This window comes from Pseudarthrobacter sp. efr-133-R2A-89, from assembly GCF_030209315.1.
Classification (GTDB): domain Bacteria; phylum Actinomycetota; class Actinomycetes; order Actinomycetales; family Micrococcaceae; genus Arthrobacter.
In genome coordinates this window covers 154,634-174,307 of record NZ_JARVSE010000013.1, presented here as the reverse complement: position 1 = coordinate 174,307, position 19,674 = coordinate 154,634, and the positions used below count along the sequence as shown (strand labels likewise).

Genomic DNA, 19,674 nt, shown 5'->3' with positions numbered 1-19,674 from the left:
CGAAGATGTTGTCAGGCGTGCGATGGCTGGGCTCCTTCGGCGAAGTTCCCGGAGGCGTGGGCCTTGGTCTGCGCGAACGTGGGGATGAACCCGGTGCCGCCCTTGCCGCCCACCACCATCGACGATGCGGCGGCCCCGTAGCGTGCCGCCGTCGGGAAGTCGTCGCCCAGCACCAGGCGTGCGGTCAGTGTTCCAACGAACGCGTCCCCGGCGCCGGTCTGGTCCACCACGGCGGGGGCGGGAATCGCAGGCACCCACGCAGAGCCGGCCCCCGGGGCGGCGTCGCCGCTCCATTCGAGCTGGATCCCTTCCGCCCCGCAGGTGACGGCGACGTTGGCGGTCCCCAGCGAGCGCAGCCTGGCCGCAGCTTCCTGCGGGGACGCCGCGCCGAGCAGCGCACCCGTCTCGCCGGGAAAAGACGGTGTTACCAGGAAGGCCTGCGGCGCCAGGGCGGTGAGTGCCGCCGTCGCGTCTTCCGCTGTGGTGAGGCGGGGGCGGAAATTGGGATCGTAGACAAAGCGCGTGGCAAGGCCGGCAGCTTTGACGACGGCGGCACGGGACGTGGGTGAAATGGCGCAGGCGATGCCGCCCGCCACCACGGCGCCGGCCGCCTTCACAACGTCGGGGTCGACGTCGTCCGGGCCCAGGGTGGAACCCACGCTGCCGCTGCGGGCGTAGGAGAACTCGCGTTCGCCAGCGGGATCGCTGTGGACCAGGTAAACGCCCTGCTGGCCGCGCCGGAACTTCAGGAGGTCGGTGGAAATGCCCAGTTCGGCGATGCGGGCGGCAATGGCGTGGCCCAGTTCATCGTCGGTCAGCACGGACAACAGGCCTACGGTGGCGCCTGCAGCAGCGGCGGCGGCTGCGACGTTGAGGGCGTCACCGGAGATGCCAAGCTGTGCGGGAACGCCGTGGGCAAAGGGGAGGTCGGTAGCGACTTCGACGAGGATCTCCCCCATCACCACCACGTCAAAGGGTTGGTGGGCTGCAGTGTTCACCAGTCGTGCACCGATCCGTCCAGGCGCCGGTTCACCGGCAGGTACTTGGGGTCGAAGGGGAAGCGCGCGGCGGCTTCCTCGTTGAACACTACGCCGATGCCGGGCGCGTCTCCCGGGTGCATGTAGCCGTCGTTGAATGTGTAAGACGTGGTGAACACCTCGTTCGCCGGCTCGCGGTGGCCCATGTATTCCTGGATGCCGAAGTTGGGGATGCTCAGATCCACATGGAGGGCGGCAGCGAACGAGGCGGGCGACAGGTCCCCTGCGCCGTGCGAGCCCGAGCGCACGCCGTAAAGGTCTGCGAGGGAGAAGATGCGGCGGAGGTGCGTGATTCCGCCGGCGTGCGAGACGGAGGTGCGGATGTAGTCGATCAGGCGTTCGGTGATGAGCTGCTGGCAGTCCCAGATCGAGTTGAACACCTCCCCGACCGCAACGGGGGTGGTGGTGTGCTGGCGGATCAGCCGGAATGCTGACTGGTCCTCGGCCGGGGTCGGATCCTCGATCCAGAACGGCCGGTACTGCTCGAGGGAGGCGCCAAGCCGGCCTGCTTCGATGGGCGTCAGCCGGTGATGGACATCGTGCAGGACGTGGACGCCGTAGCCGAACTCCGCACGGACGTGGGCCATCATTTCCGGGGCGAAGTCCAGGTAGGCGGTGGTCTCCCAGGTGTCTTCCTGGGGTACGTTTCCGCTGGCCGGTTCGTACAGCTTTCCGTCCACGGGCGCGATCCCGTAGGTCTTGTCCAGGCCGGGCACGGCAGCTTGGGCGCGGATGGCCTTGTAGCCAAGGTCCAGGTGGTGCTGGAAGTCCGCGCTGAGGTCATCAAGGGTGGTGCCGCTGGCGTGTCCGTAGACCATCACGCCCTCGCGGGCCGCGCCGCCCAGGAGTTCATAGACCGGCATGCCGGCCGCCTTGCCCTTGATGTCCCAGAGCGCGACGTCGATGGCAGCGATGGCCGTCATGGTCACCGGGCCGCGGCGCCAGTAGGCACCCTTGTAGAAGTACTGCCAGGCATCCTCGATGCGGCGGGCATCGCGGCCAATGAGCAGCGGGCAGAGGTGCTCGGAAAGGTAGGAGGCCACAGCCAACTCGCGACCGTTCAGGGTGGCATCGCCGATGCCGGTGATGCCGTCCTCGGTTTCAATTACGAGCGTGACGTAGTTCCGTCCTGGCGACGAAACCACAACCCGTGCGTCGGTGATCTTCACTGGGAGTCCTTCTCATGGTGGTATGCAATGTTCGGGGGCTTTAAGTGCCCGCTGTGAAACCTCACGACGGGCACTTACCGCTGTTTTGGTAGGTAGGTTTCAGTCCATGCTGAGGCGGAGCATGACCTTGCTGCTGCCCGCTGCCGGGTCCGCGGCAATTTGCATTGCTTGCTCCGCGTCGCCGATACCGAACTTGTGGGTGATGATCGGCGAAACGTCCAAGCCTTCTTTCATGGCCTGCAGGGCATCGGTGATCTCGTCCACGAACCTGTAGGAACCGATCCAGGTGATCTCCCGGGTGACCAGGTCCCCCAGCGCGGAAGCCGCGGGAGTGCCGGGCAGGTTGCCCACCTGGATGATGGTGCCGCCGCGGGCCGTGGCGCGCAGGACTCCGCCCAAGACTGCGGGGATGCCGGTGGCCTCGAAGACGAGTTCCATGTCCGTGGGAAGTGCCCCGTGCGAGACGTTCAGTACATCGTCGGCGCCCATGGCGTTGGCAATCCGCAACGACGCGTCACTGATGTCGGCAGCTATCACGGTCCGGGCTCCGGCGTACTTGGCGGCCGCGGTGACCAGCGACCCGATGGGCCCGGCACCATTGACCAGCACGTCGCGGCCTCGAAGGCTGCCGGCGCGGCTGACGGCATGCATAGCGACGGCGAGCGGCTCCGCGAGTGCCCCACGGAGGGTGTCCACCCCGTCCGGAAGGGGCCGGACCTGGAATGCCTTGGCGAGTTTTCGTTCGCTGAAACCACCGTCGGTGTGGGGGTCGAACGCCGCCGAGCCGAAGTAGCGGATCTGCGGGTAGAGGTTGGTCCTGCCCCGGAGCCGCTCAGGCATGGTGCCGTCCCCCACCAGTTCGGCCGGGTGCACCGTGACGGGCTGGCCCACTTCGAGATGTTCGACGCCGGCGCCCAGCTTGGCGATCCGGCCCGCCACCTCGTGCCCCAAGACGAGCGGTGACTTCAGCGCCGCGGTTCCCGACGCTCCGTGGCGCCAGTATGAAAGGTCGCTGCCGCAAATACCGCCCCATTCGACGTCGAGCACTACTTCTCCCGGCCCGGCGACGGGCTCGGGCCGCTCATCGATGCGGAGGTCGTTGGCACCGTGCACGACGACGGCCTTCATACGGCGTCCTCGAGGCGCACCATGTCGCGGCCGCGGACCTCGGGGCCAACAGCGGCGGAAACCAGGGTGATCAACGAGTAGCCAATGACCATGGCGGCGAGCGGCCACCAGTGACCGGTGATAGCGGTGAGGGTGGCTGCCAGCAGCGGACCGATGGCCGTGGCCAGGATGCCGCCGATTTCCTTGGCGAGGGCCAGCTGGGTGAAGCGGGTGCGGGCTCCGAAGAATTCGGCCATGGTGACGCTTTCCATGGCGAACAGGCTCAGCACGCCGAGGTTCAGTCCGATGACCATGGCGATGGTGATGACCGTCGGGTTGCCGCTGGTGATCATGAGCATCATCGGGATCGCGTAGACGGCGGTGAGGGCGCTCAGGGCCAGGTACAAGGGGCGGCGGCCAAAGCGGTCCCCGAGGAGGCCGATCAACGGAATCGTGACGAAGCCGAGGATCGAGCCATACATGATCGCGTTGGTGCCCACGCTCTTGTCAGTCATCAGGACCGTGGCAAGGTAGCCCACCAGGAAGGTCTGCACCAGTCCGGAGTTGCCGGCCTGGCCAAAGCGCAGGCCCAAAGCGATCAGGAATGCCTTGCCCTTCTTCTGGTGCAGGGCCGCTTCGATGGTGCTTGTCTTTGCGAGCTCCTCGGCCGCGGCGATTTCGCGCTTGGACAGTGCAACGCCGTCCACCACGTCAGCGCGCTCTTCGAAGACCGGGCTTTCCTTGATGGAGCGGCGGATCCAGATGGCGAACAGCATGATGACGAAGCTGGCCAGGAACGGGATGCGCCAGCCCCAGCTCAGCAGGTCTTCCTGCGAAAGGGAGCTGACCAGGATGGCCCACAATGCCGAGGCGCCAAGGGTTCCGGAGTTGGTGCCCAGGCAGACCAGGGAGGAGATGATGCCGCGGCGGCGTGCCGAGGCGAATTCCGCCAGCATGACCGTGGCGCCCGCGATTTCCGCGCCGGCTCCGAAGCCCTGGATAAGGCGCAGGGCCACCAGGAGGATGGGTGCCCAAATGCCCACCATGGCGTACGTGGGAAGCACGCCGATCAGGGTGGTGGAGGCACCCATCAGGGCGATGGTGATGTACAGGACCTTCTTGCGGCCGATCCGGTCGCCCATGCGGCCAAAGTAGACGGCACCGAAGAGGCGGGCAACATACCCCACGCCGTAGGTGGCCATGGCGGCGATCAGGCCGATGACGGGGCTGACATCCGGGAAGAAGATCTTGTTGAAGACGATGGCGGCGGCCAGCGAGTAGAGCTGGAAGTCCATGAATTCCATCGCCGTGCCAAGCCAGCCGGAAACGGCCACCTTTGCCAGGTCGCGGGTGTTCCGGGCTTCAACCTTGCTGCCGGTGGGCGGTGCAATGCTTTCGGTCATCAGTTGCTCCTTTGCAGGTGATGCTGTCTCAGGGGAGGAAGAGCGTTGAGGGGGTATGAACAGCGGAAAGCTGTGGACTGCCCGGCCTGGCCCTTGGGACGGGGTGGGCATCAGTGACCGGCAGCACTTCGATTTCTACTACCATACAAGCACTACCATTCTAGTGTGTCAACGGGCTAGACTGATGGCATGGCAACGGACAAAAGAGGCGCTACCCCCCGGCTTTCGGTACGCGACCAAACCCTTGAGACGCTCCGCGGCAGGATCATCTCGCTGCAACTGCCACCGGGTGAGCCCCTGTCCGAGAACGAGTTGGCGCAGGAACTCGGCGTCAGCCGTACACCCGTGCGCGAGAGCCTCATCCTGCTCCGGGAGGAAGGACTGGTCCAGGTTTTTCCCCAGATCGGCTCGTTCGTCTCGCTGGTGGACCTGGCCCGCGTCTCCGAAGCGCAGTTCATCCGCGAAGCCATTGAGTGCGCGTCACTGCGGGACCTTGCCGTGGACACGGAGGGCATCGCCGTCCTGCGCGGAATCCTCAAGGCGCAGTCGGATGCTGACGCCGGCGGCGACGTGGAGGAATTCTTCCGGCTGGACGAAGACTTCCACCGGGAACTCCTGCGCCTGGCCGGACACGAATCAGCCTGGAGTGCGGTCAACTCCGCCAAAGCGCACCTGGACCGTGCGCGCCGGATGAGCCTGCTGGACACCCGGCCCATTTCCACCCTGATCGAGCAGCACACGGCCGTGGTGGACGCCCTGGAAGCCAACGACCTCTCCAACGCGGACAGCAGCCTGCGCCTGCACCTTCGCGCCGTTTTCGAGGACGTCCAGCGGATCCAGGAATCCACCCCCGAATTGTTCTCCGACGCCGCCGCCCGGCGTCCCTCACGGCGGAGTGTTGCCCGCCTCGCCTAGAGCGCATCCCACCCGTTCTAAATGCCGGATCAGAAGATCTGTTCCGGTGGCCCGGCATCTGATTGTCAGCCCCTCTTGCTAGGTTTGATTCCAGGCCCGGGAAACCGACTCCGGGCCCGCAAACAGTTGGGGAGGCCCCGTGTTTCTGCTGGACGCTGCCGGTCATCATGCCGGATCCGACGCGCCGCCGGACCTGGTCTTCTCCGCCAGCGACCTTGTGGCGGCCTCCGAATGTGAGTACCGCACGCTCCGGATCCTGGACGAAAAACTGGGTCGTGCCCCCAAGGCGGAGTTTCCGGTGGACGAGATGCAGAAGCGGGCCGGCGAACTGGGCGACCGGCATGAGCAGACCGTGCTCGCCAGCCTGGTGGCCAGGTATGGCCCGTGGGATGCCAGCCGGGGCTCGGGCGTCTACTCCCTGGAGCGCGGCCTGAACCTGCGCGGTGAGCTGCAGGCAAAACACGCCGAAACCGAACTTGCCCTTCGCTCCGGCGCCGACGTGGTGTTCCAGGCAACCTTCTTTGACGGCGAGTTCCTGGGCTACGCCGACTTCCTGGTCAACGAGGCCGCAGGCACCGGAAACCCGGGCCGGTACGAGGTCTGGGACACCAAGCTTGCCCGGCACGCCAAAGTGGGGGCCCTGCTGCAACTGGCTGCCTACGGCGACCAGCTTCTCGGGATGGGGCTGGATCCCTCCCCCGTAGTCACGCTGGTCCTGGGGACCCGTGTCGGCGACGACTGGCTCCGAAGCAGCCATTCCCTGCCGGACCTGCTTCCGGTATTCCGGGAACGGCGCCGGCGTTTCCGGTACCTGACAGCCGGCCACCGGGCCTCAGACGCCCCCGTGCAGTGGCAACAGCCCGGCATCGTGCATTGCGGCCGCTGCGACTACTGCGCCGAGCAGGTGACCCGCCACCGGGACCTCCTGATGGTCGCCGGGATGTCCGTCGTCCAACGGCGGAAGCTTCATGCCGCCGGAGTCACCACCATTGACCAGCTCGCGGCCACGCCCGCCCCGCATGCCCAAGGGTCACTGGCCCGCCTCCGCGCGCAAGCCCGGATGCAGCTGGGCCTCGACACGGCCGCAGGCTCCCGCACGTTCATGAAAGACGGGCAGCCTCACACGGTCTCCTACACCGTCCTCGCGGACCACGCGATCGGTTCCCTTCCCGCTCCGAGCGCAGGAGACATCTTCTTCGACTTCGAAGGCGATCCGCTCTGGCAGGATCCAGCCACCGGTGCCTGGGGAATCGAATACCTTTTCGGGGTCATCGAGGCCCCCGGGACGGACGCCGGCAAGGAGCCCGCATTCCGTCCGTTCTGGGCGCATTCCCGCTCCGGTGAACGCCGCGCCTTCCTGGAGTTCCTTGACTACGTGGAGAAGCGGCGCGCGACGTACCCGGACATGCACGTCTATCACTACGCCGCCTATGAAAAGACAGCCCTGCGGAATCTGTCCCTGGTGCACCAGGCAGGCGAGGACACGGTGGACGACTGGCTTCGGCAAGGACTGCTGGTGGACCTCTACGCCACGGTCAAGCATTCCATCCGGATCTCCGAGGCCTCGTATTCCATCAAGAAGCTGGAACCGCTGTACATGGGAGACAACCTGCGGTCCGGGGACGTCAAGGATGCCGGCGCCTCCGTGGTGGCATATGCCGCTTACTGTGCCGCCCGGGATGCCGGCCGCCGGGACGAAGCCGATGCCGTCCTGGCCTCCATTTCGGACTACAACAGGTACGACTGCCTTTCCACCCTGCGGCTCCGGGACTGGCTCTTGGAAATCGCCCCGCAGGCGGTCCAGGACACCCGGTCCGCCCGGCTGCCGGCGGACACCGCAGAACCGGCACGGGCCGATGGCCCACCGTCCGCCACGCCAATCGGGAGTGCCGCGCCCGACGAGCCCCGGGACGCGCCGGACGAAACCCCCGAGGAACTGCGGCTGCGCGAGTACTTGTCGGCCCTTCCCGATGACCGGCCCTGGACCAACGATGAGCGGGCCGTCGCCATGGTGGCAGCGGCCACCGGCTACCACCGGCGCGAGCGGAAACAGTTTTGGTGGCAGCATTTCGACCGCGTCGAAGCGCCCCTGGAGAACTGGACGGACCAGCGGAACGTGTTCACCGTGTCATCGGCGGAGGTCATTTCGGACTGGGCCATCGCCAAACCACGGGAACGGCTGCGGACCAGGGTCGTGCAGCTCCGCGGAACCATGACGGAAGGTTCCGATTTCCGGGTGGATTCGAGCTGGTGCCGGCTGTATGAGGCCCCAGGGCCCGAGGGCATGGCTGCCCCGAATGCAACACCACAGGCCAAGGCCTATGCCTTCAAGACCCGCATCCACGACCTCGCTGCGGCGCCGGACAACCCGGAGCACACCATCATCACCATCTCGGAGCGGGAATCCGGAAAGGTGGCCGCGTACCCGCACCTGCCCATAGCGCTGACCGAGGACACCCCCATCCCAACAGACAACATTGAGGCCGCCATCGCGGAACTTGCCCGGACTGTCGGCTCCGCCGTGCCCGGACTGCCCGCACAGCCGGGGCTGGACATCCTGCGCAAGGTGCCCCCGCGGTTCCGCAGCATGGGCGCCCCGGCCGAGGTCCGGCACCTGCAGGACGGCACCGTCGACTACGCCGGAGCCATTGCCGCATCCCTGCGGGACCTCGATACCTCGTACCTGGCCGTTCAAGGCCCCCCGGGAACTGGCAAGACCCACATCGGCGCGCACGTGATCGGCGAGCTGGTGCGGGCGGGCTGGAAGGTGGGGGTGGTTGCGCAGTCGCACAATGTGGTGGAACACCTCCTCTGCTGTGCCGTCGAGGCCGGCCGCGTGGACCCTTCCGTTGTGGCCAAAAAGCTCGCCGCGCCCCACGCTGTCCCGTGGACGGCAACGGATGATCGTGATGTGGGACGCCTGCTGGCCGCGCCCGGCGGCTGCCTGGTGGGCGGCACCGCATGGACCATGACCGGCAAGGAAGTCCCCGCCGGGTCCCTGGACCTGCTGGTGATCGACGAAGCCGGCCAGTTCTCGCTGGCCAACACCCTGGCGGTCTCCCGCGCGGCGAAACGCCTCCTCTTGTTGGGCGATCCGCAGCAGCTCCCCCAGGTCACCCAAGGGGCACATCCGGAACCTGTGGACGAATCAGCCCTGGGCTGGCTCGCCGCGGGGCATGCAACCCTTCCCACGAACCTGGGCTACTTCCTCGCCGACACATGGCGGATGCACCCGGAGCTGTGCAGGGCAGTTTCGAACCTCAGCTACGACGGCAAGCTGCAGTCCGCGCCGGCCGCCGGCCAGCGCGAACTCGACGGGCTGCGGCCCGGGGTGGAGACGGTGTTCGTCAACCACAGCGGCAATGCCACGGCGTCCAGGGAAGAGGCGGAGGAGGTGGTGCGGCAGGCGCGCCGCCACCTCGGCCTGAAGTGGACCTGCGGCCCGGACGCGGGGTCACGGCCGCTGGGGCAACAGGATCTGATGGTGGTGGCCGCCTACAACGCCCAGGTGCATTTGGTCCGGAGGGCGTTGGCCGAAGCCGGGCTGCCGGAGGTGAGGGCGGGCACGGTGGACAAGTTCCAAGGCCAGGAAGCCCCGGTAGTGTTCGTCTCCATGGCCTGTTCGGCGGTAGCGGAGGCTCCGCGCGGCGCGGATTTCCTGCTTAACCGGAACCGCATCAACGTGGCAGTGTCGCGCGGGCAGTGGCGGGCCGTCATCATCCGCTCTCCCGAGCTCACCAGCTACATGCCGCATAAACCGGCGGCCCTGGAGGAACTCGGCGCCTTCATCGGCCTCAGCCCGCGGGAGTAGTTCCTGGGGGTGTAGGGACGCAAGCTTGGGAACTCACGGTCAGTATGCCCGGAAACCGCGGAAGCCTCCCTCGGCTGGGGACGTTGACCCGTCCACCCGTTCCACCCGGCCCGGGGTGCTGCCGGAGTTGAGCCACTCCAGGAGCTGACCGACCTTGGGCTCGGGGCCTTCGGCCACGACTGACACCGATCCGTCGTCGAGGTTGGCCACCTCACCGGACAGTCCCAGTTCCTCCGCTTTGGCCATGGTCCAGTACCGGAAGCCCACACCTTGGACAATGCCGAGCACCCGGGCATCCAGCCGCACGGCACCCCCAGCCGAACCGTCCTTCGGTATCCCTGCGTGCCTGCCCATGGTGTTCCTCCTCGGGACCGGCCAACTTCCTCCCGGCCGCGGCACCTAACGCACTGAAGGCGCGGCTTCCTGCCAGGGCCGGGAGGAGATACCGGCTAGTTGATGGTGATGTCGCGGGTGGCGTGGTTGTAGCGGATGGTCACCGTGCCGCCGGCGTGGTGCAGTTCGTGGTTGGGGCCGTCAAACGCACCGAAAGCACCGTAGTTTTCGTCCCAAGAGCGGTTCAGGGCGATCTTGAAGGTGTAGTAACCGGCAGGAAGCTCGGCGCTCTTCTTCCAGAGCTGGTCCAGGAAGTCGAACTCCATCTGCGCTTCGTCGTACTGCGGCGCCCAGTTTTCCGGTGCGCCCAGAATGGTGTTGAAGTCGCCGGCCAGTGCCACGGCCTCCGGCTGCGGGTGGGTTTCGACATCCGGACCCTCGAACGGTTCGGTTGCCGGCACCGCGGTTTCGGCCTTGGCCTTCGCCGGCGCCTTCTTCCGGACAGCCTTCACCACAGGTTCGACGGCGTCTTCGATGGCCTTGGCGGCCTTGCCCACGGCGGCGGCCGCCTTCTTGGCCGGCGCTTTCCTGGCGGGAGCCTTCTTCGCCGCTTTGGCGTCATCCTTGGCCGGAACTTCCAGGACGGAAGCAGCTGCGGAGACCGGGCGGACAAAGCCTTCGGGAGCGGTGGGGACCGGGGTGTCGGCAGGGACGGGGGTGCCGACGTCGAGCGCTGAGGCGAAAGTAACCGCGTCGGGGAAGGCAACCGTGGCGCGCATCCCGTCCTCGGTGATGGTCCAGCCGGTACGGCCCTTGACCAGCCAGCCGGCCTTGACCAGTTTGGCCGTCGCCGAGGTAAGTGTCTTGTGGCCGCGGGGAATTCCACCGCTGAGGAGTTCGGCTTCGTGCTCATTGAAAGGCACACGGGCCGTTGCTTCCGCCAAGACCTGGCCGGCATTCAGTGCATCGCCGGACCACACGCCTTCGGTCAGGACATCCAGGACGGTCTTGAGACGAAGGTAGGTGTTTTCTGCGGTGGACTTGGCCATGATTCCCCTTATATAAAAGCGATCGGTCTTAGGCATCTTGCCAACTGCCTATTAAATCGCGCGACTTTAATTGGTTAACTCTGCGTGTCGTGACCGACTATGAAGCGGATAGTCCCGCAAGTGAGGCGGAGGTCTCGGGTAAGGGCCGGCTGCATAACCCTCAAGCGCTGACATGGGTGCTGCCTTGCACTCCCCAGACACGCCTGCGGCTCCCAGTTTACCGGCCCGGGAGCCGCATTGTTGCCCGCGGCACAGTGGGTGCTCAGGCGGTGGCTTCCCGGCTGTTCAATTCCTCCAGCAGCTCAGCTTTCCGCTCCTCCGAGGCGAAGGAAGAGTGGATGGAATTCGCCGCCAGGCGGGCCCTGTCAAAGTCGGACAGCTCAAACACCGCGGTCAGTTGGGCGAAGTTGTCATCCACGTAACCGCCGAAGTACGCAGGATCGTCCGAATTGACCGAGACGTTCAGGCCCGCGGCCAGCATGGCGGGCAAGGGATGGTCAGCGAGGGTGTCCACTGCCCTCAACCGCACGTTGGACAGCGGGCAGACGGTGAGGGGAACCCGGGCATCAACCAGGCGCTCCACCAGGTCGGCGTCATCCATGCAGCGGATCCCATGGTCGATGCGTTCCACGCCCAGGAGGTCCAGTGCCTCAATGATGTACGACGCCGGGCCCTCTTCCCCTGCGTGGGCCGTCAGCCGGAGACCGGCCGCGCGGGCCTTTGCATAGAGCCGCTCGAACTTTGAAGGCGGGTTCCCGACCTCGGCCGAGTCCAGGCCGATGGCTCCGATGGGCGCGTCCATGGCCAGCAGGCCGTCCAGGACTTCCAGCGCCGAGTCTTCCGGAAGGTCACGGAGGAAGGCGGCAATGAGCATGGTGGAGATGCCGTAGTCCTCCCGGGACGTGGCCAGGACCGAGGCCACGCCGTTGACGCATGCTTCCAGCGGGACGCCGCGGGAAAGGTGCGCCTGGGGATCCATCATGATTTCGGCGTGCCGGACACCAGCGGCGGCCGCCCGCTCAAGATAGGCACGGGTCATGTCCGCGAAGTCCTGCTCGGTACGCAGCACGGCCATGTTGGCGTAGTAGAGGTCCAGGAAGGACTGCAGGTCCGTGAACTCGTACTTTTCTCGGAGTTCCTCCAACCCGGAGTAGGGCAGGGCAATGCCGTTGCGCTCGGCCAGGGCAAAGATGAGCTCGGGCTGAAGCGTACCTTCGATATGCAGGTGCAGTTCGGCCACCGGGAGGGGCTTGGCGGGGACCGCGGGTTCCGCGGGGACCGTTTCGGATTCGGGCATGGTGCTGCCGCCGGCGTAGGTTTCCATCCGGACAGGATAATGCCCGGCGGCCGAATCACCACTAGAGTCAAACCAATGCAGAACGCCAAGCACACTGATGACCTGCAGCACCCGGCTCCCAGCCCCGCAGCGGACGGATTTGTCCGGGTCCGGGGAGCGCGCGAGAACAATCTCCGGAACGTGGACGTGGATGTCCCCCGTGACGCGATCGTGGCGTTCACCGGCGTCTCGGGCTCGGGCAAGTCGTCCCTGGCGTTCGGCACCATCTACGCCGAGGCGCAGCGGCGCTACTTCGAATCCGTCGCCCCGTACGCCCGGCGCCTCATCCAGCAGGGCCACAACCCCAAGGTGGAGCTGATCAGCGGCCTGCCGCCCGCCGTCGCACTCCAGCAACGCCGCGGCGCCCCCAGCAGCAGGTCTACGGTGGGGACCGTCACCACGCTCTCCAACTCGGTGCGGATGCTCTTCTCGCGCGCCGGCACCTACCCGGAAGGCAGCCCACAGCTGGACTCGGATGCCTTCTCCCCCAATACGGCCGCGGGTGCGTGCCGGGAATGCCACGGCCTTGGCGTGGCACACACCGTCACCGAAGCCTCGCTGGTCCCTGATCAGTCGCTGAGCATCCGCGACGGAGCCATCGCTGCCTGGCCCGGCGCCTGGCAGGGAAAGAACCTGCGGGACATCCTCACCCACCTGGGCTACGACGTCGACATCCCTTGGCGGAAGCTGCCCAAGAAGCACCGGGACTGGATCCTCTTCACCGAGGAGCAGCCGGTGGTGGAAGTGACCCCGCAGCGGGACCGCGTGGCCAAACCCTACAAGGGCCGGTTCTGGAGCGCCAGGAGCTACGTCCTCCACACCCTGGCCGATTCGCAGAGTGCGTCCATGCGCGAACGCGTGCTTGCCTACATGGAATCCGGTCCGTGCCCGCTGTGCGGCGGCAGCGGCCTGCGGCCTGAGGCCTTGGCGGTGACGTTCGCGGGGCGGACGATCGCCGAGCTCAACGCGGTACCGCTGACAGAGCTGGCGAGCATCATCCGCCCCACTACAAAGCTGACCTCAGCCGGGACGGCGTCCAGGAAGCAGTCTTCCGGCGAGGCCAACGAGGTGGCCGTCGCCATCACCCGCGACCTGCTGGAGCGCGTCACCGTTTTGCTGGACCTCGGGCTGGGCTACCTGGCCCTGGGCCGCTCCACACCCACGCTCTCCCCCGGCGAGATGCAGCGGCTGCGGATCGCCACCCAACTGCGCTCCGGGCTGTTCGGCGTGGTCTACGTGCTGGATGAGCCCTCAGCGGGGCTTCATCCTGCCGATGCAGAGCCCCTCCTGGAGGTGCTGGAGCAGCTGAAATCGTCCGGCAACTCGGTGTTCGTGGTGGAGCACAACATGGACGTTGTCCGCCACGCCGATTGGCTGGTGGACGTGGGTCCACGCGCCGGCGAGGGTGGTGGCGAGGTGCTCTACAGCGGTCCGGTGGACGGGCTGGCCGGGGTGGAGGACTCGGTCACCAGGCCGTACCTGTTCCCGGATCTCTCCGGTCGGGAAGCGGACGACGACGCCCCGGCCCGCCGCGAACCGGCTGGGTGGCTGGAGCTGCGGGACATCAGCCGCCACAACCTGCAAAACCTCGACGCTGAATTCCCCCTGGGTGTCCTGACCGCTGTCACGGGTGTCTCCGGGTCCGGGAAATCCACGCTTGTCAGCCAGGTCCTGGCCGAGGTGGCAGGCGGCTGGCTGCGTCCCGACGGACCGGGTGCGGCGACATCCACGGGCGCAGCCGACGACGGAGTGGACCAAGGGGAGCTCAGCGCCCCGCTCAGCGTCGGCCCGGTGTCCGGACTGGAACGGATCGACCGGCTGGTAAAGGTTGACCAGAAACCGATCGGACGGACGCCGCGTTCCAACCTGGCCACCTACACCGGGCTCTTCGACGCGGTCCGAAAAGTCTTCGCCGCCACGGATGAAGCCAAGGCCCGCCGCTACGGCGCCGGGCGGTTCTCCTTTAACGTGGCCGGCGGACGCTGCGAGACCTGCCAAGGCGAGGGGTTCGTGGCGGTGGAACTGCTGTTCCTGCCCGGCAGTTACGGCCGGTGCCCAGAGTGCGGCGGATCCCGCTACAACCCCGAAACCCTTGAAGTGGAATATCACGGCCTGAACGTGGCCCAGGTCCTGGCCATGACCGTGGACGCCGCCTCCGAATTCCTGGCGGACGTTCCCGCCGCGGCGAGGAGCCTTACGAGCCTGCGCGACGTCGGCTTGGGCTACCTGCGGCTGGGACAGCCCGCCACGGAGCTTTCCGGCGGCGAGGCCCAGCGGATCAAGCTCGCCACAGAACTGCAGCGGGCACAGCGGGGGCACACCCTCTACCTGCTCGATGAGCCCACCACCGGGCTGCACCCTGCGGACGTGCAGCTGCTGATGGCACAGCTCCATGGCCTGGTGGACGCAGGAAACTCCGTGGTGGTGGTTGAACACGATATGGACGTTGTGGCTGGTGCTGACTGGGTTATTGACCTTGGACCGTCCGGAGGGGATAAAGGGGGCAGCATCATGGCCGCGGGCACACCCGCGGCTGTCGCGCACTCCGCGGAAAGCCGGACGGCCCCCTACCTGGCGGCCGCACTCGGCCAGGAAACTGCCAGCCAACACCCGGCGCAGTCCCGATTTGATAACGCCAAGGCTATGTCCTAGCGTGAAATGCATGCCCGTTTGGCGGGCTTTCTTGATTGCCCGGTGCTGCCTCCACCAGAACTGCCCAGCGGCAGCCACCGACGTTGACCTCTATTTGTCAGGGGTGGGCAGTAGCGTGACGATCTCCGGGGACGGAACCAGCGCTGGTGGCCCTCGGGAGCATCACATCATGAACAACACCAAATTCCGTACTGCCGCACGTCGTGGAATCACCCTTGCCGCCGTCTCAGCGGCAGGCCTGGCCCTCTCAGCCACCGCCGCAAACGCGGCAACCCCCGCTTCCACCTGGGACGCCTTGGCCCAGTGCGAGAGCGGTGGCAACTGGTCCACCAACACCGGCAACGGCTTCTCCGGCGGTTTGCAGTTCACCTCAAGCACGTGGGCAGCCTACGGCGGCACCGGCTCCCCGGCGGACGCCAGCCGCGAACAGCAGATCGCGGTGGCCGAACGGGTCCAGGCTTCCCAGGGCTGGGGCGCTTGGCCCTCCTGCGCGTCGCAGCTCGGCCTGAGCGGCGGGGGCGGTGCGCCGGTGCAGAGCGCGCCCGTCCAGAGCGCCCCGGTCAAGCAGGCCACGCAGAGCGCACCCGTGCAGCAGGCACCGCGGCATGCAACGTCCGTTCCGCTCAGCGGTGAAACCTACACCCTGCAGGCCGGCGACACCCTGAGCATCGTTGCCCAAAAGCTGGGGATCCAGGGCGGCTGGCAGCACCTTGCCGACGCCAACCTGGATACCATTTCCGATCCGAACCTGGTGTTCGAAGGACAGGTCATCCAGCTCCCCGCGTAACGGCAGCGGCCTCGGCCGCACCGCCTCCCAAGGCGCCAAAGACAGGTCGGCGATAGACAAATTCCGTTGACCAAAAAGACGACGCCGGCACGCCCCCACAAGGGGTGTGCCGGCGTCGTTCTTTTAAATCAGGTGTCCGCTGCCGCGGCGGGGACGCGCCGGACAGTCAGGCGACGGGCAGTTCGCGGACGATCCGCACTTTCCAGGCGGACTCGTCGCTGGTATCCAGGAGAGCCACCGTGCCGTGCGCAAGGTTCAGTGCCACCCGCTTGACGGCCAGCAGTTCCAGGTAGAGGTGCTCGTTCATGCGGCTGGGGGTGTCGATCATGTACTTCACGGCGTCGCGAACCTTGCGGTAGTTGGCGCTGCGTTCGCGATGCATGTGCAGTTCAAGCGCGGAGCGCTGCTTGAGCCGGGGCTCGTGCCGGTTCAGCAGTGTCACGGCGCTGTGTACCGCGACGACGAGGGTGAGCGAGACGGCGTAGATCCACCATCCGCTGGAGAGCAGGAACAGGGGCAGGTTTCCGATGGCGACCAGCGCGATCACCACGCGCAGGGCGGCTATCCGGCGGACGGTCCTGGCGACGGCGGCCATGCCGTCGCGGAAACGGTGTTGGTCCTTCCGGGCGGCTGCGGGATCGATGGTGAACTCGTCGAGGACCAGGATGCCCTGGGCTTCGGGGCCGAGCATCTGTCCGTAGCGGGGCAGCGCCGGGCGGGCGGCGGCTGTGGACTTTTCAGGTGTAGATGTCATGAGTGAGCTTCCAAAACGCTGGGGTGGTTGCCGAGATCTTAGTGGTTTAACCTGGGAGCCGTATGTATGCGTCCATTATCTGGACAGGTTTGGTGGCGGAGACCGCGCCGCGGGCCGGCCAGGGGATGTGGCCGCAGGCACAGCAATTGGCACTTCCGCCGGCTGCCGTCAGACTGAATGGATGCAAACTTTCCTCCCGTACCCTGACTTCCGCCAAAGCGCCGCAGCCCTGGACACCGCGCGGCTGGGCAAGCAGCGGGTTGAAGCGCTGCAAACCCTCCGTGCCCTGGTGATCCCCGAGTACGGGTGGCAGACCCACCCGGCGATCCGGATGTGGATGGGCCACGTTCCTGCCCTCACCATGTACGGGCTCGCGATGGTGGACGAGTGGATGGAACGGGGCCACCCTGATAACACCCGGGCCAACATCGCCGAGTTCGCGCCACAGGCAGCCCATCCGGACTACGCCGCCAAGATCATCATGCCGCCGTGGCTCGGGGAGCCCGACTTCCACCTGAGCCACCGGTCCAAGCTGGTGCACAAGGAACCCAAGTTCTACGCCTCCGCTTTCCCCGACGCCATTCCGGCGATGGATTACGTCTGGCCGGAGCCGCGGCACGAGTTCCTGCCGCAGGAGCCGGAAGGGGACCTGTTGTGGATCCTCCGCGACCCTCATGACGACGTCGACCCGCAGTCGCTCACCACGGTGGCACTTCCGCCGGTGAACCGGAACGCCTCTGCAGCGGCGTCAGCCGGGGACGACGGTTACGCCCCGGTCTATGTTGACGACGGTTCCCGGCGTCCGTCCCGCGCCCCGAAGAAGGCGCCGCCCAGGCCCCAGATGAAAAAGCCCACTCGCAAACGGCAGGCGCAGGAGGAGGCATTCCGCACCCTCCCAGGGAAGACGCCCGTCGCTGTCCCGCTGGAACACGGGGCAAAGTTCGCGCTCGGCCAGGTGGTGGGCCGTCCGATCACCCTCGATGACGGCCGCTTTGGCAGGACTTTCGAGGTTTTGGAGATCATCGACCGTTCGGCATTCGCCTACCCCGCCCTGCTGCAGGACCCCCGGGTGTTCTTTCCGGTCGAGGCCCCGTAGCCATGACTGTTCTGCTGGCAGGGTGCGGCGACCTCGGCACCGAGGCGGGCCTGCGGTTCGCCGCCCTTGGCCACAGGGTCATAGGGTGGCGGCGGTCCCCCGAAAAACTGCCGGCAGCCATCGAGGGCGTCACGGCTGACTTAGGATCCGCAGACCTGCCGCCCATCCCGGCGGACACCACCGCCGTCGTCATAGCCGTTGCGGCTGATGCCCCCTCAGAGGAGGCATACCGTGCTGCGTATGTACGCGGCGTGGCACATGTGCTGGATGCGCTGGAGCGGGACGGCGTGACCCCGGAACGCGTCCTCTTTGTGTCTTCCACGGCGGTGTACGGTGACGCGGCGGGCGGCTGGGTGGAGGAGGCCACGGAGCCGAACCCGGGTGGTTTCTCCGGGAAGGTGCTGCTGGAGGCTGAGGAGCTCCTGCACGGCCGGCTTTCCGGCACGAGCGCCACCACGGCCCTCAGGCTGGGTGGCATCTACGGACCGGGCCGGACCAGGCTGATAGACCAGGTGCGGAGCGGCTCCGCCGTCATTCCGGACGACGTGCGCTATACCAACAGGATCCACCGGGATGACGCCGCAGCGGCGATCGTGCACCTGGCCACCATGGCCGACGCTCCTGCTCCGGTCTACGTCGGCGTGGACGACGAACCAGCCGATCTTGGTGCCGTACTGCGCTTCTTGGCATCCCAACTGGGGCTTCCCGAACCCCAGGTGGGCGATGCAGGTCCCGCCCGCGGCGGGAACAAGCGCTGCCGGAATGACTTGCTGCGAAGTACCGGGTTCAAGTTCACGTTTCCCACCTTCAGGGAAGGGTACAGGGACGTCATCGCAGGGAACGGCAGCCGCCATCCGTAGCCCGGCCCCGCACCCCAGTCGGTTCCACGCCGGGCGGCACATGCCTGGCTCTAAGTAAGGCAGGGAATGGAATTCAGGCAGATCATTGAAGCCACCGGCCAACTGGTCGACTTCGCAGGAGTTGCGGTCATGGTGATTGGGGCCTTGGTGTCCCTCCCGCTGGCGATCCGCGGATACCAGCCGCGGCAGGTCCCTGCCGGGGCGAAGAGGCTGAGCTTCTACCGCTCATACCGCCAGTCGCTGGGCCGTTCGATCCTCCTGGGCCTTGAGTTACTGGTCGCTGCGGACATCATCCGCACTGTTGCGGTCACTCCGACGTTCGAAAGCGTCGGGGTGTTGGCCGTCATTGTGCTGATCAGGACGTTCCTCAGTTTCTCCCTGGAACTTGAGATCACGGGTCGCTGGCCTTGGCAAAAGGACCCGGCGACAGCCCATCCCGGAGCCTCCGCCCCTGCCGGATAAGGGCGCCTGGGACCGCGCCGTCGGGCCCATCCCTGGCAGGCGCTAATCCGCGCCCGGGAATACAGGTTTGCGGTTCGCCCCGCCGTTACCCTTGCAAGGTCCGTTAGGCTTCAGCCATGGCTGAAACTCTTCGCACAAAAGCGTCCGAACTGCTCCGACTCCATCAAGCCCCTGAGATCCTTCAAGTGGTCAACGTGTGGGATGCCATCACCGCCAAAGTCATCACGGATGTCCCGGGCACCACCGCCCTCGCCACGGCAAGCCACTCCATCGCGGCCTCGCTGGGCTATGAAGACGGCGAGAACATTCCCGTCGACGAGATGATCGCTTCCGTTGGCCGCATCGCCGCCGCCACGCACCTTCCTGTCAGTGCCGATCTTGAGTCCGGCTACGGCAACCCCGGCGAGACCACCCGCAAGGCCATTGGCGTCGGCATCGTCGGAGCAAACATCGAGGACCAGATGAGGCCGCTGGCCGACGCGGTCAACCAAATGTCAGAAGTGGTGCACGCCGCGTCGACGGAAGGGATCGATTTCGTCCTTAACGCCCGGACCGACGCCTTCCTCAAGGGCAAGGACCGGGACGCCGGCGAGGTGCTGGCCGACGCCATCGCCCGCGGCAGGGCATTCCTGGACGTGGGTGCCACCACAGTCTTCGTGCCCGGGCTGCTTGATGAGCCTACGGTCACCGCGTTGGTCGAGGGTATCGGCTGGAACAAGGTCTCCGTCATCAACGTCCCCGGATCCCTTCCCCCGGCCCGGCTGCAGGAACTGGGCGTCGCCCGCATCTCCTACGGCCCGTGGACACAGCGCGTGGCACTGACCGCGCTGGCTGACGCCGCGGCCGCGTTGCTCGCCGGCGGACAGCTTCCGGAGGGCACTCGTCCCTTGAACTAGCAGCGTC

16 protein-coding genes are annotated in these 19,674 nt (G+C 66.6%); 8 read left to right on the top strand and 8 right to left on the bottom strand.

The window, feature by feature from the left end; all coding sequences use genetic code 11:
- Positions 1-11: 11 nt before the first annotated feature.
- The 4 genes from QRM95_RS20030 to QRM95_RS20015 form a co-directional block, all read right to left on the bottom strand.
- Positions 12-998 (bottom strand): PfkB family carbohydrate kinase, encoded by a 987-nt coding sequence (locus QRM95_RS20030; RefSeq protein WP_285249166.1) that lies wholly within the window; start codon positions 996-998, stop codon positions 12-14.
- Positions 995-2,206, bottom strand: coding sequence for a D-mannonate dehydratase ManD (manD, locus tag QRM95_RS20025; protein ID WP_285249165.1), 1,212 nt, complete (start codon positions 2,204-2,206; stop codon positions 995-997). The genes QRM95_RS20030 and manD overlap by 4 nt, the downstream gene beginning before the upstream one ends.
- A gap of 99 nt (positions 2,207-2,305) precedes the next feature.
- Entirely contained in the window at positions 2,306-3,334 is a 1,029-nt protein-coding gene (locus tag QRM95_RS20020) for an L-idonate 5-dehydrogenase (protein ID WP_285249164.1), read from the bottom strand.
- Positions 3,331-4,716: an MFS transporter gene (locus tag QRM95_RS20015; RefSeq protein WP_285249163.1), complete on the bottom strand. Its 1,386-nt coding sequence runs from the start codon at positions 4,714-4,716 to the stop codon at positions 3,331-3,333. Before QRM95_RS20015 ends, QRM95_RS20020 begins: the two co-directional genes overlap by 4 nt.
- Positions 4,717-4,905: 189 nt before the next feature.
- On the opposite strand from QRM95_RS20015, the gene QRM95_RS20010 reads away from it, so the two are divergent.
- Both QRM95_RS20010 and QRM95_RS20005 read left to right on the top strand, forming a co-directional pair.
- Positions 4,906-5,631, top strand: coding sequence for a GntR family transcriptional regulator (locus tag QRM95_RS20010; protein ID WP_285249162.1), 726 nt, complete (start codon positions 4,906-4,908; stop codon positions 5,629-5,631).
- Positions 5,632-5,770: 139 nt separating this feature from the next.
- On the top strand, positions 5,771-9,442 hold the full coding sequence (locus tag QRM95_RS20005; RefSeq protein ID WP_285249161.1) for a TM0106 family RecB-like putative nuclease: 3,672 nt from the start codon (positions 5,771-5,773) through the stop codon (positions 9,440-9,442).
- A gap of 39 nt (positions 9,443-9,481) precedes the next feature.
- On the opposite strand, the gene QRM95_RS20000 is transcribed toward QRM95_RS20005, so the two are convergent.
- From QRM95_RS20000 to QRM95_RS19990, 3 genes are all read right to left on the bottom strand, one after another.
- The gene (locus tag QRM95_RS20000; RefSeq protein WP_285249160.1) at positions 9,482-9,796 is read right to left on the bottom strand and encodes an acylphosphatase; all 315 of its coding nucleotides are present in this window, start codon (positions 9,794-9,796) and stop codon (positions 9,482-9,484) included.
- A gap of 95 nt (positions 9,797-9,891) precedes the next feature.
- A complete protein-coding gene (locus QRM95_RS19995; RefSeq protein WP_285249159.1) occupies positions 9,892-10,824 on the bottom strand; it encodes a pullulanase X25 domain-containing protein in 933 nt (310 codons plus the stop codon).
- 262 nt (positions 10,825-11,086) lie between these two features.
- Positions 11,087-12,148, bottom strand: coding sequence for an adenosine deaminase (locus tag QRM95_RS19990; RefSeq protein WP_285249158.1), 1,062 nt, complete (start codon positions 12,146-12,148; stop codon positions 11,087-11,089).
- A 48-nt stretch (positions 12,149-12,196) separates the two neighbouring features.
- Here QRM95_RS19990 and QRM95_RS19985 point away from each other — a divergent pair, with 48 nt between their 5' ends.
- Together QRM95_RS19985 and QRM95_RS19980 are read left to right on the top strand one after the other, a co-directional pair.
- Positions 12,197-14,812, top strand: coding sequence for an excinuclease ABC subunit UvrA (locus QRM95_RS19985; RefSeq protein ID WP_285249157.1), 2,616 nt, complete (start codon positions 12,197-12,199; stop codon positions 14,810-14,812).
- A gap of 169 nt (positions 14,813-14,981) precedes the next feature.
- Positions 14,982-15,599 carry a LysM peptidoglycan-binding domain-containing protein gene (locus tag QRM95_RS19980; RefSeq protein ID WP_285249156.1) on the top strand — a complete coding sequence of 206 codons (618 nt, stop codon included), beginning with the start codon at positions 14,982-14,984 and terminating at the stop codon, positions 15,597-15,599.
- 166 nt (positions 15,600-15,765) lie between these two features.
- Here the strand turns inward: QRM95_RS19980 and QRM95_RS19975 are convergent, their stop codons facing one another.
- A complete protein-coding gene (locus QRM95_RS19975) occupies positions 15,766-16,353 on the bottom strand; it encodes a hypothetical protein (protein ID WP_285249155.1) in 588 nt (195 codons plus the stop codon).
- Positions 16,354-16,534: 181 nt separating this feature from the next.
- On the opposite strand from QRM95_RS19975, the gene QRM95_RS19970 reads away from it, so the two are divergent.
- The 4 genes from QRM95_RS19970 (at position 16,535) to QRM95_RS19955 (ending at position 19,667) form a co-directional block, all read left to right on the top strand.
- A complete protein-coding gene (locus tag QRM95_RS19970) occupies positions 16,535-17,449 on the top strand; it encodes an MSMEG_6728 family protein (protein ID WP_285249154.1) in 915 nt (304 codons plus the stop codon).
- Positions 17,450-17,451: 2 nt separating this feature from the next.
- A complete protein-coding gene (locus QRM95_RS19965) occupies positions 17,452-18,309 on the top strand; it encodes an SDR family oxidoreductase (protein ID WP_285249153.1) in 858 nt (285 codons plus the stop codon).
- A gap of 66 nt (positions 18,310-18,375) precedes the next feature.
- Positions 18,376-18,771: a DUF1622 domain-containing protein gene (locus tag QRM95_RS19960; protein WP_285249152.1), complete on the top strand. Its 396-nt coding sequence runs from the start codon at positions 18,376-18,378 to the stop codon at positions 18,769-18,771.
- A 116-nt stretch (positions 18,772-18,887) separates the two neighbouring features.
- The gene (locus tag QRM95_RS19955) at positions 18,888-19,667 is read left to right on the top strand and encodes an isocitrate lyase/PEP mutase family protein (RefSeq protein ID WP_285249151.1); all 780 of its coding nucleotides are present in this window, start codon (positions 18,888-18,890) and stop codon (positions 19,665-19,667) included.
- Positions 19,668-19,674 lie beyond the last annotated feature (7 nt).

Coding starts and splice junctions, on each gene's coding strand:
- QRM95_RS20015 (WP_285249163.1), bottom strand. CDS start 4,716: ATGACCGAAAGCATTGCACCGCCCACCGGCAGCAAGGTTGAAGCCCGG.
- QRM95_RS19985 (WP_285249157.1), top strand. CDS start 12,197: ATGCAGAACGCCAAGCACACTGATGACCTGCAGCACCCGGCTCCCAGC.
- QRM95_RS19995 (WP_285249159.1), bottom strand. CDS start 10,824: ATGGCCAAGTCCACCGCAGAAAACACCTACCTTCGTCTCAAGACCGTC.
- QRM95_RS19970 (WP_285249154.1), top strand. CDS start 16,535: ATGCAAACTTTCCTCCCGTACCCTGACTTCCGCCAAAGCGCCGCAGCC.
- QRM95_RS19975 (WP_285249155.1), bottom strand. CDS start 16,353: ATGACATCTACACCTGAAAAGTCCACAGCCGCCGCCCGCCCGGCGCTG.
- QRM95_RS19965 (WP_285249153.1), top strand. CDS start 17,452: ATGACTGTTCTGCTGGCAGGGTGCGGCGACCTCGGCACCGAGGCGGGC.
- QRM95_RS19980 (WP_285249156.1), top strand. CDS start 14,982: ATGAACAACACCAAATTCCGTACTGCCGCACGTCGTGGAATCACCCTT.
- QRM95_RS19990 (WP_285249158.1), bottom strand. CDS start 12,148: ATGGAAACCTACGCCGGCGGCAGCACCATGCCCGAATCCGAAACGGTC.
- QRM95_RS20010 (WP_285249162.1), top strand. CDS start 4,906: ATGGCAACGGACAAAAGAGGCGCTACCCCCCGGCTTTCGGTACGCGAC.
- QRM95_RS19960 (WP_285249152.1), top strand. CDS start 18,376: ATGGAATTCAGGCAGATCATTGAAGCCACCGGCCAACTGGTCGACTTC.
- QRM95_RS20020 (WP_285249164.1), bottom strand. CDS start 3,334: ATGAAGGCCGTCGTCGTGCACGGTGCCAACGACCTCCGCATCGATGAG.
- QRM95_RS19955 (WP_285249151.1), top strand. CDS start 18,888: ATGGCTGAAACTCTTCGCACAAAAGCGTCCGAACTGCTCCGACTCCAT.
- QRM95_RS20000 (WP_285249160.1), bottom strand. CDS start 9,796: ATGGGCAGGCACGCAGGGATACCGAAGGACGGTTCGGCTGGGGGTGCC.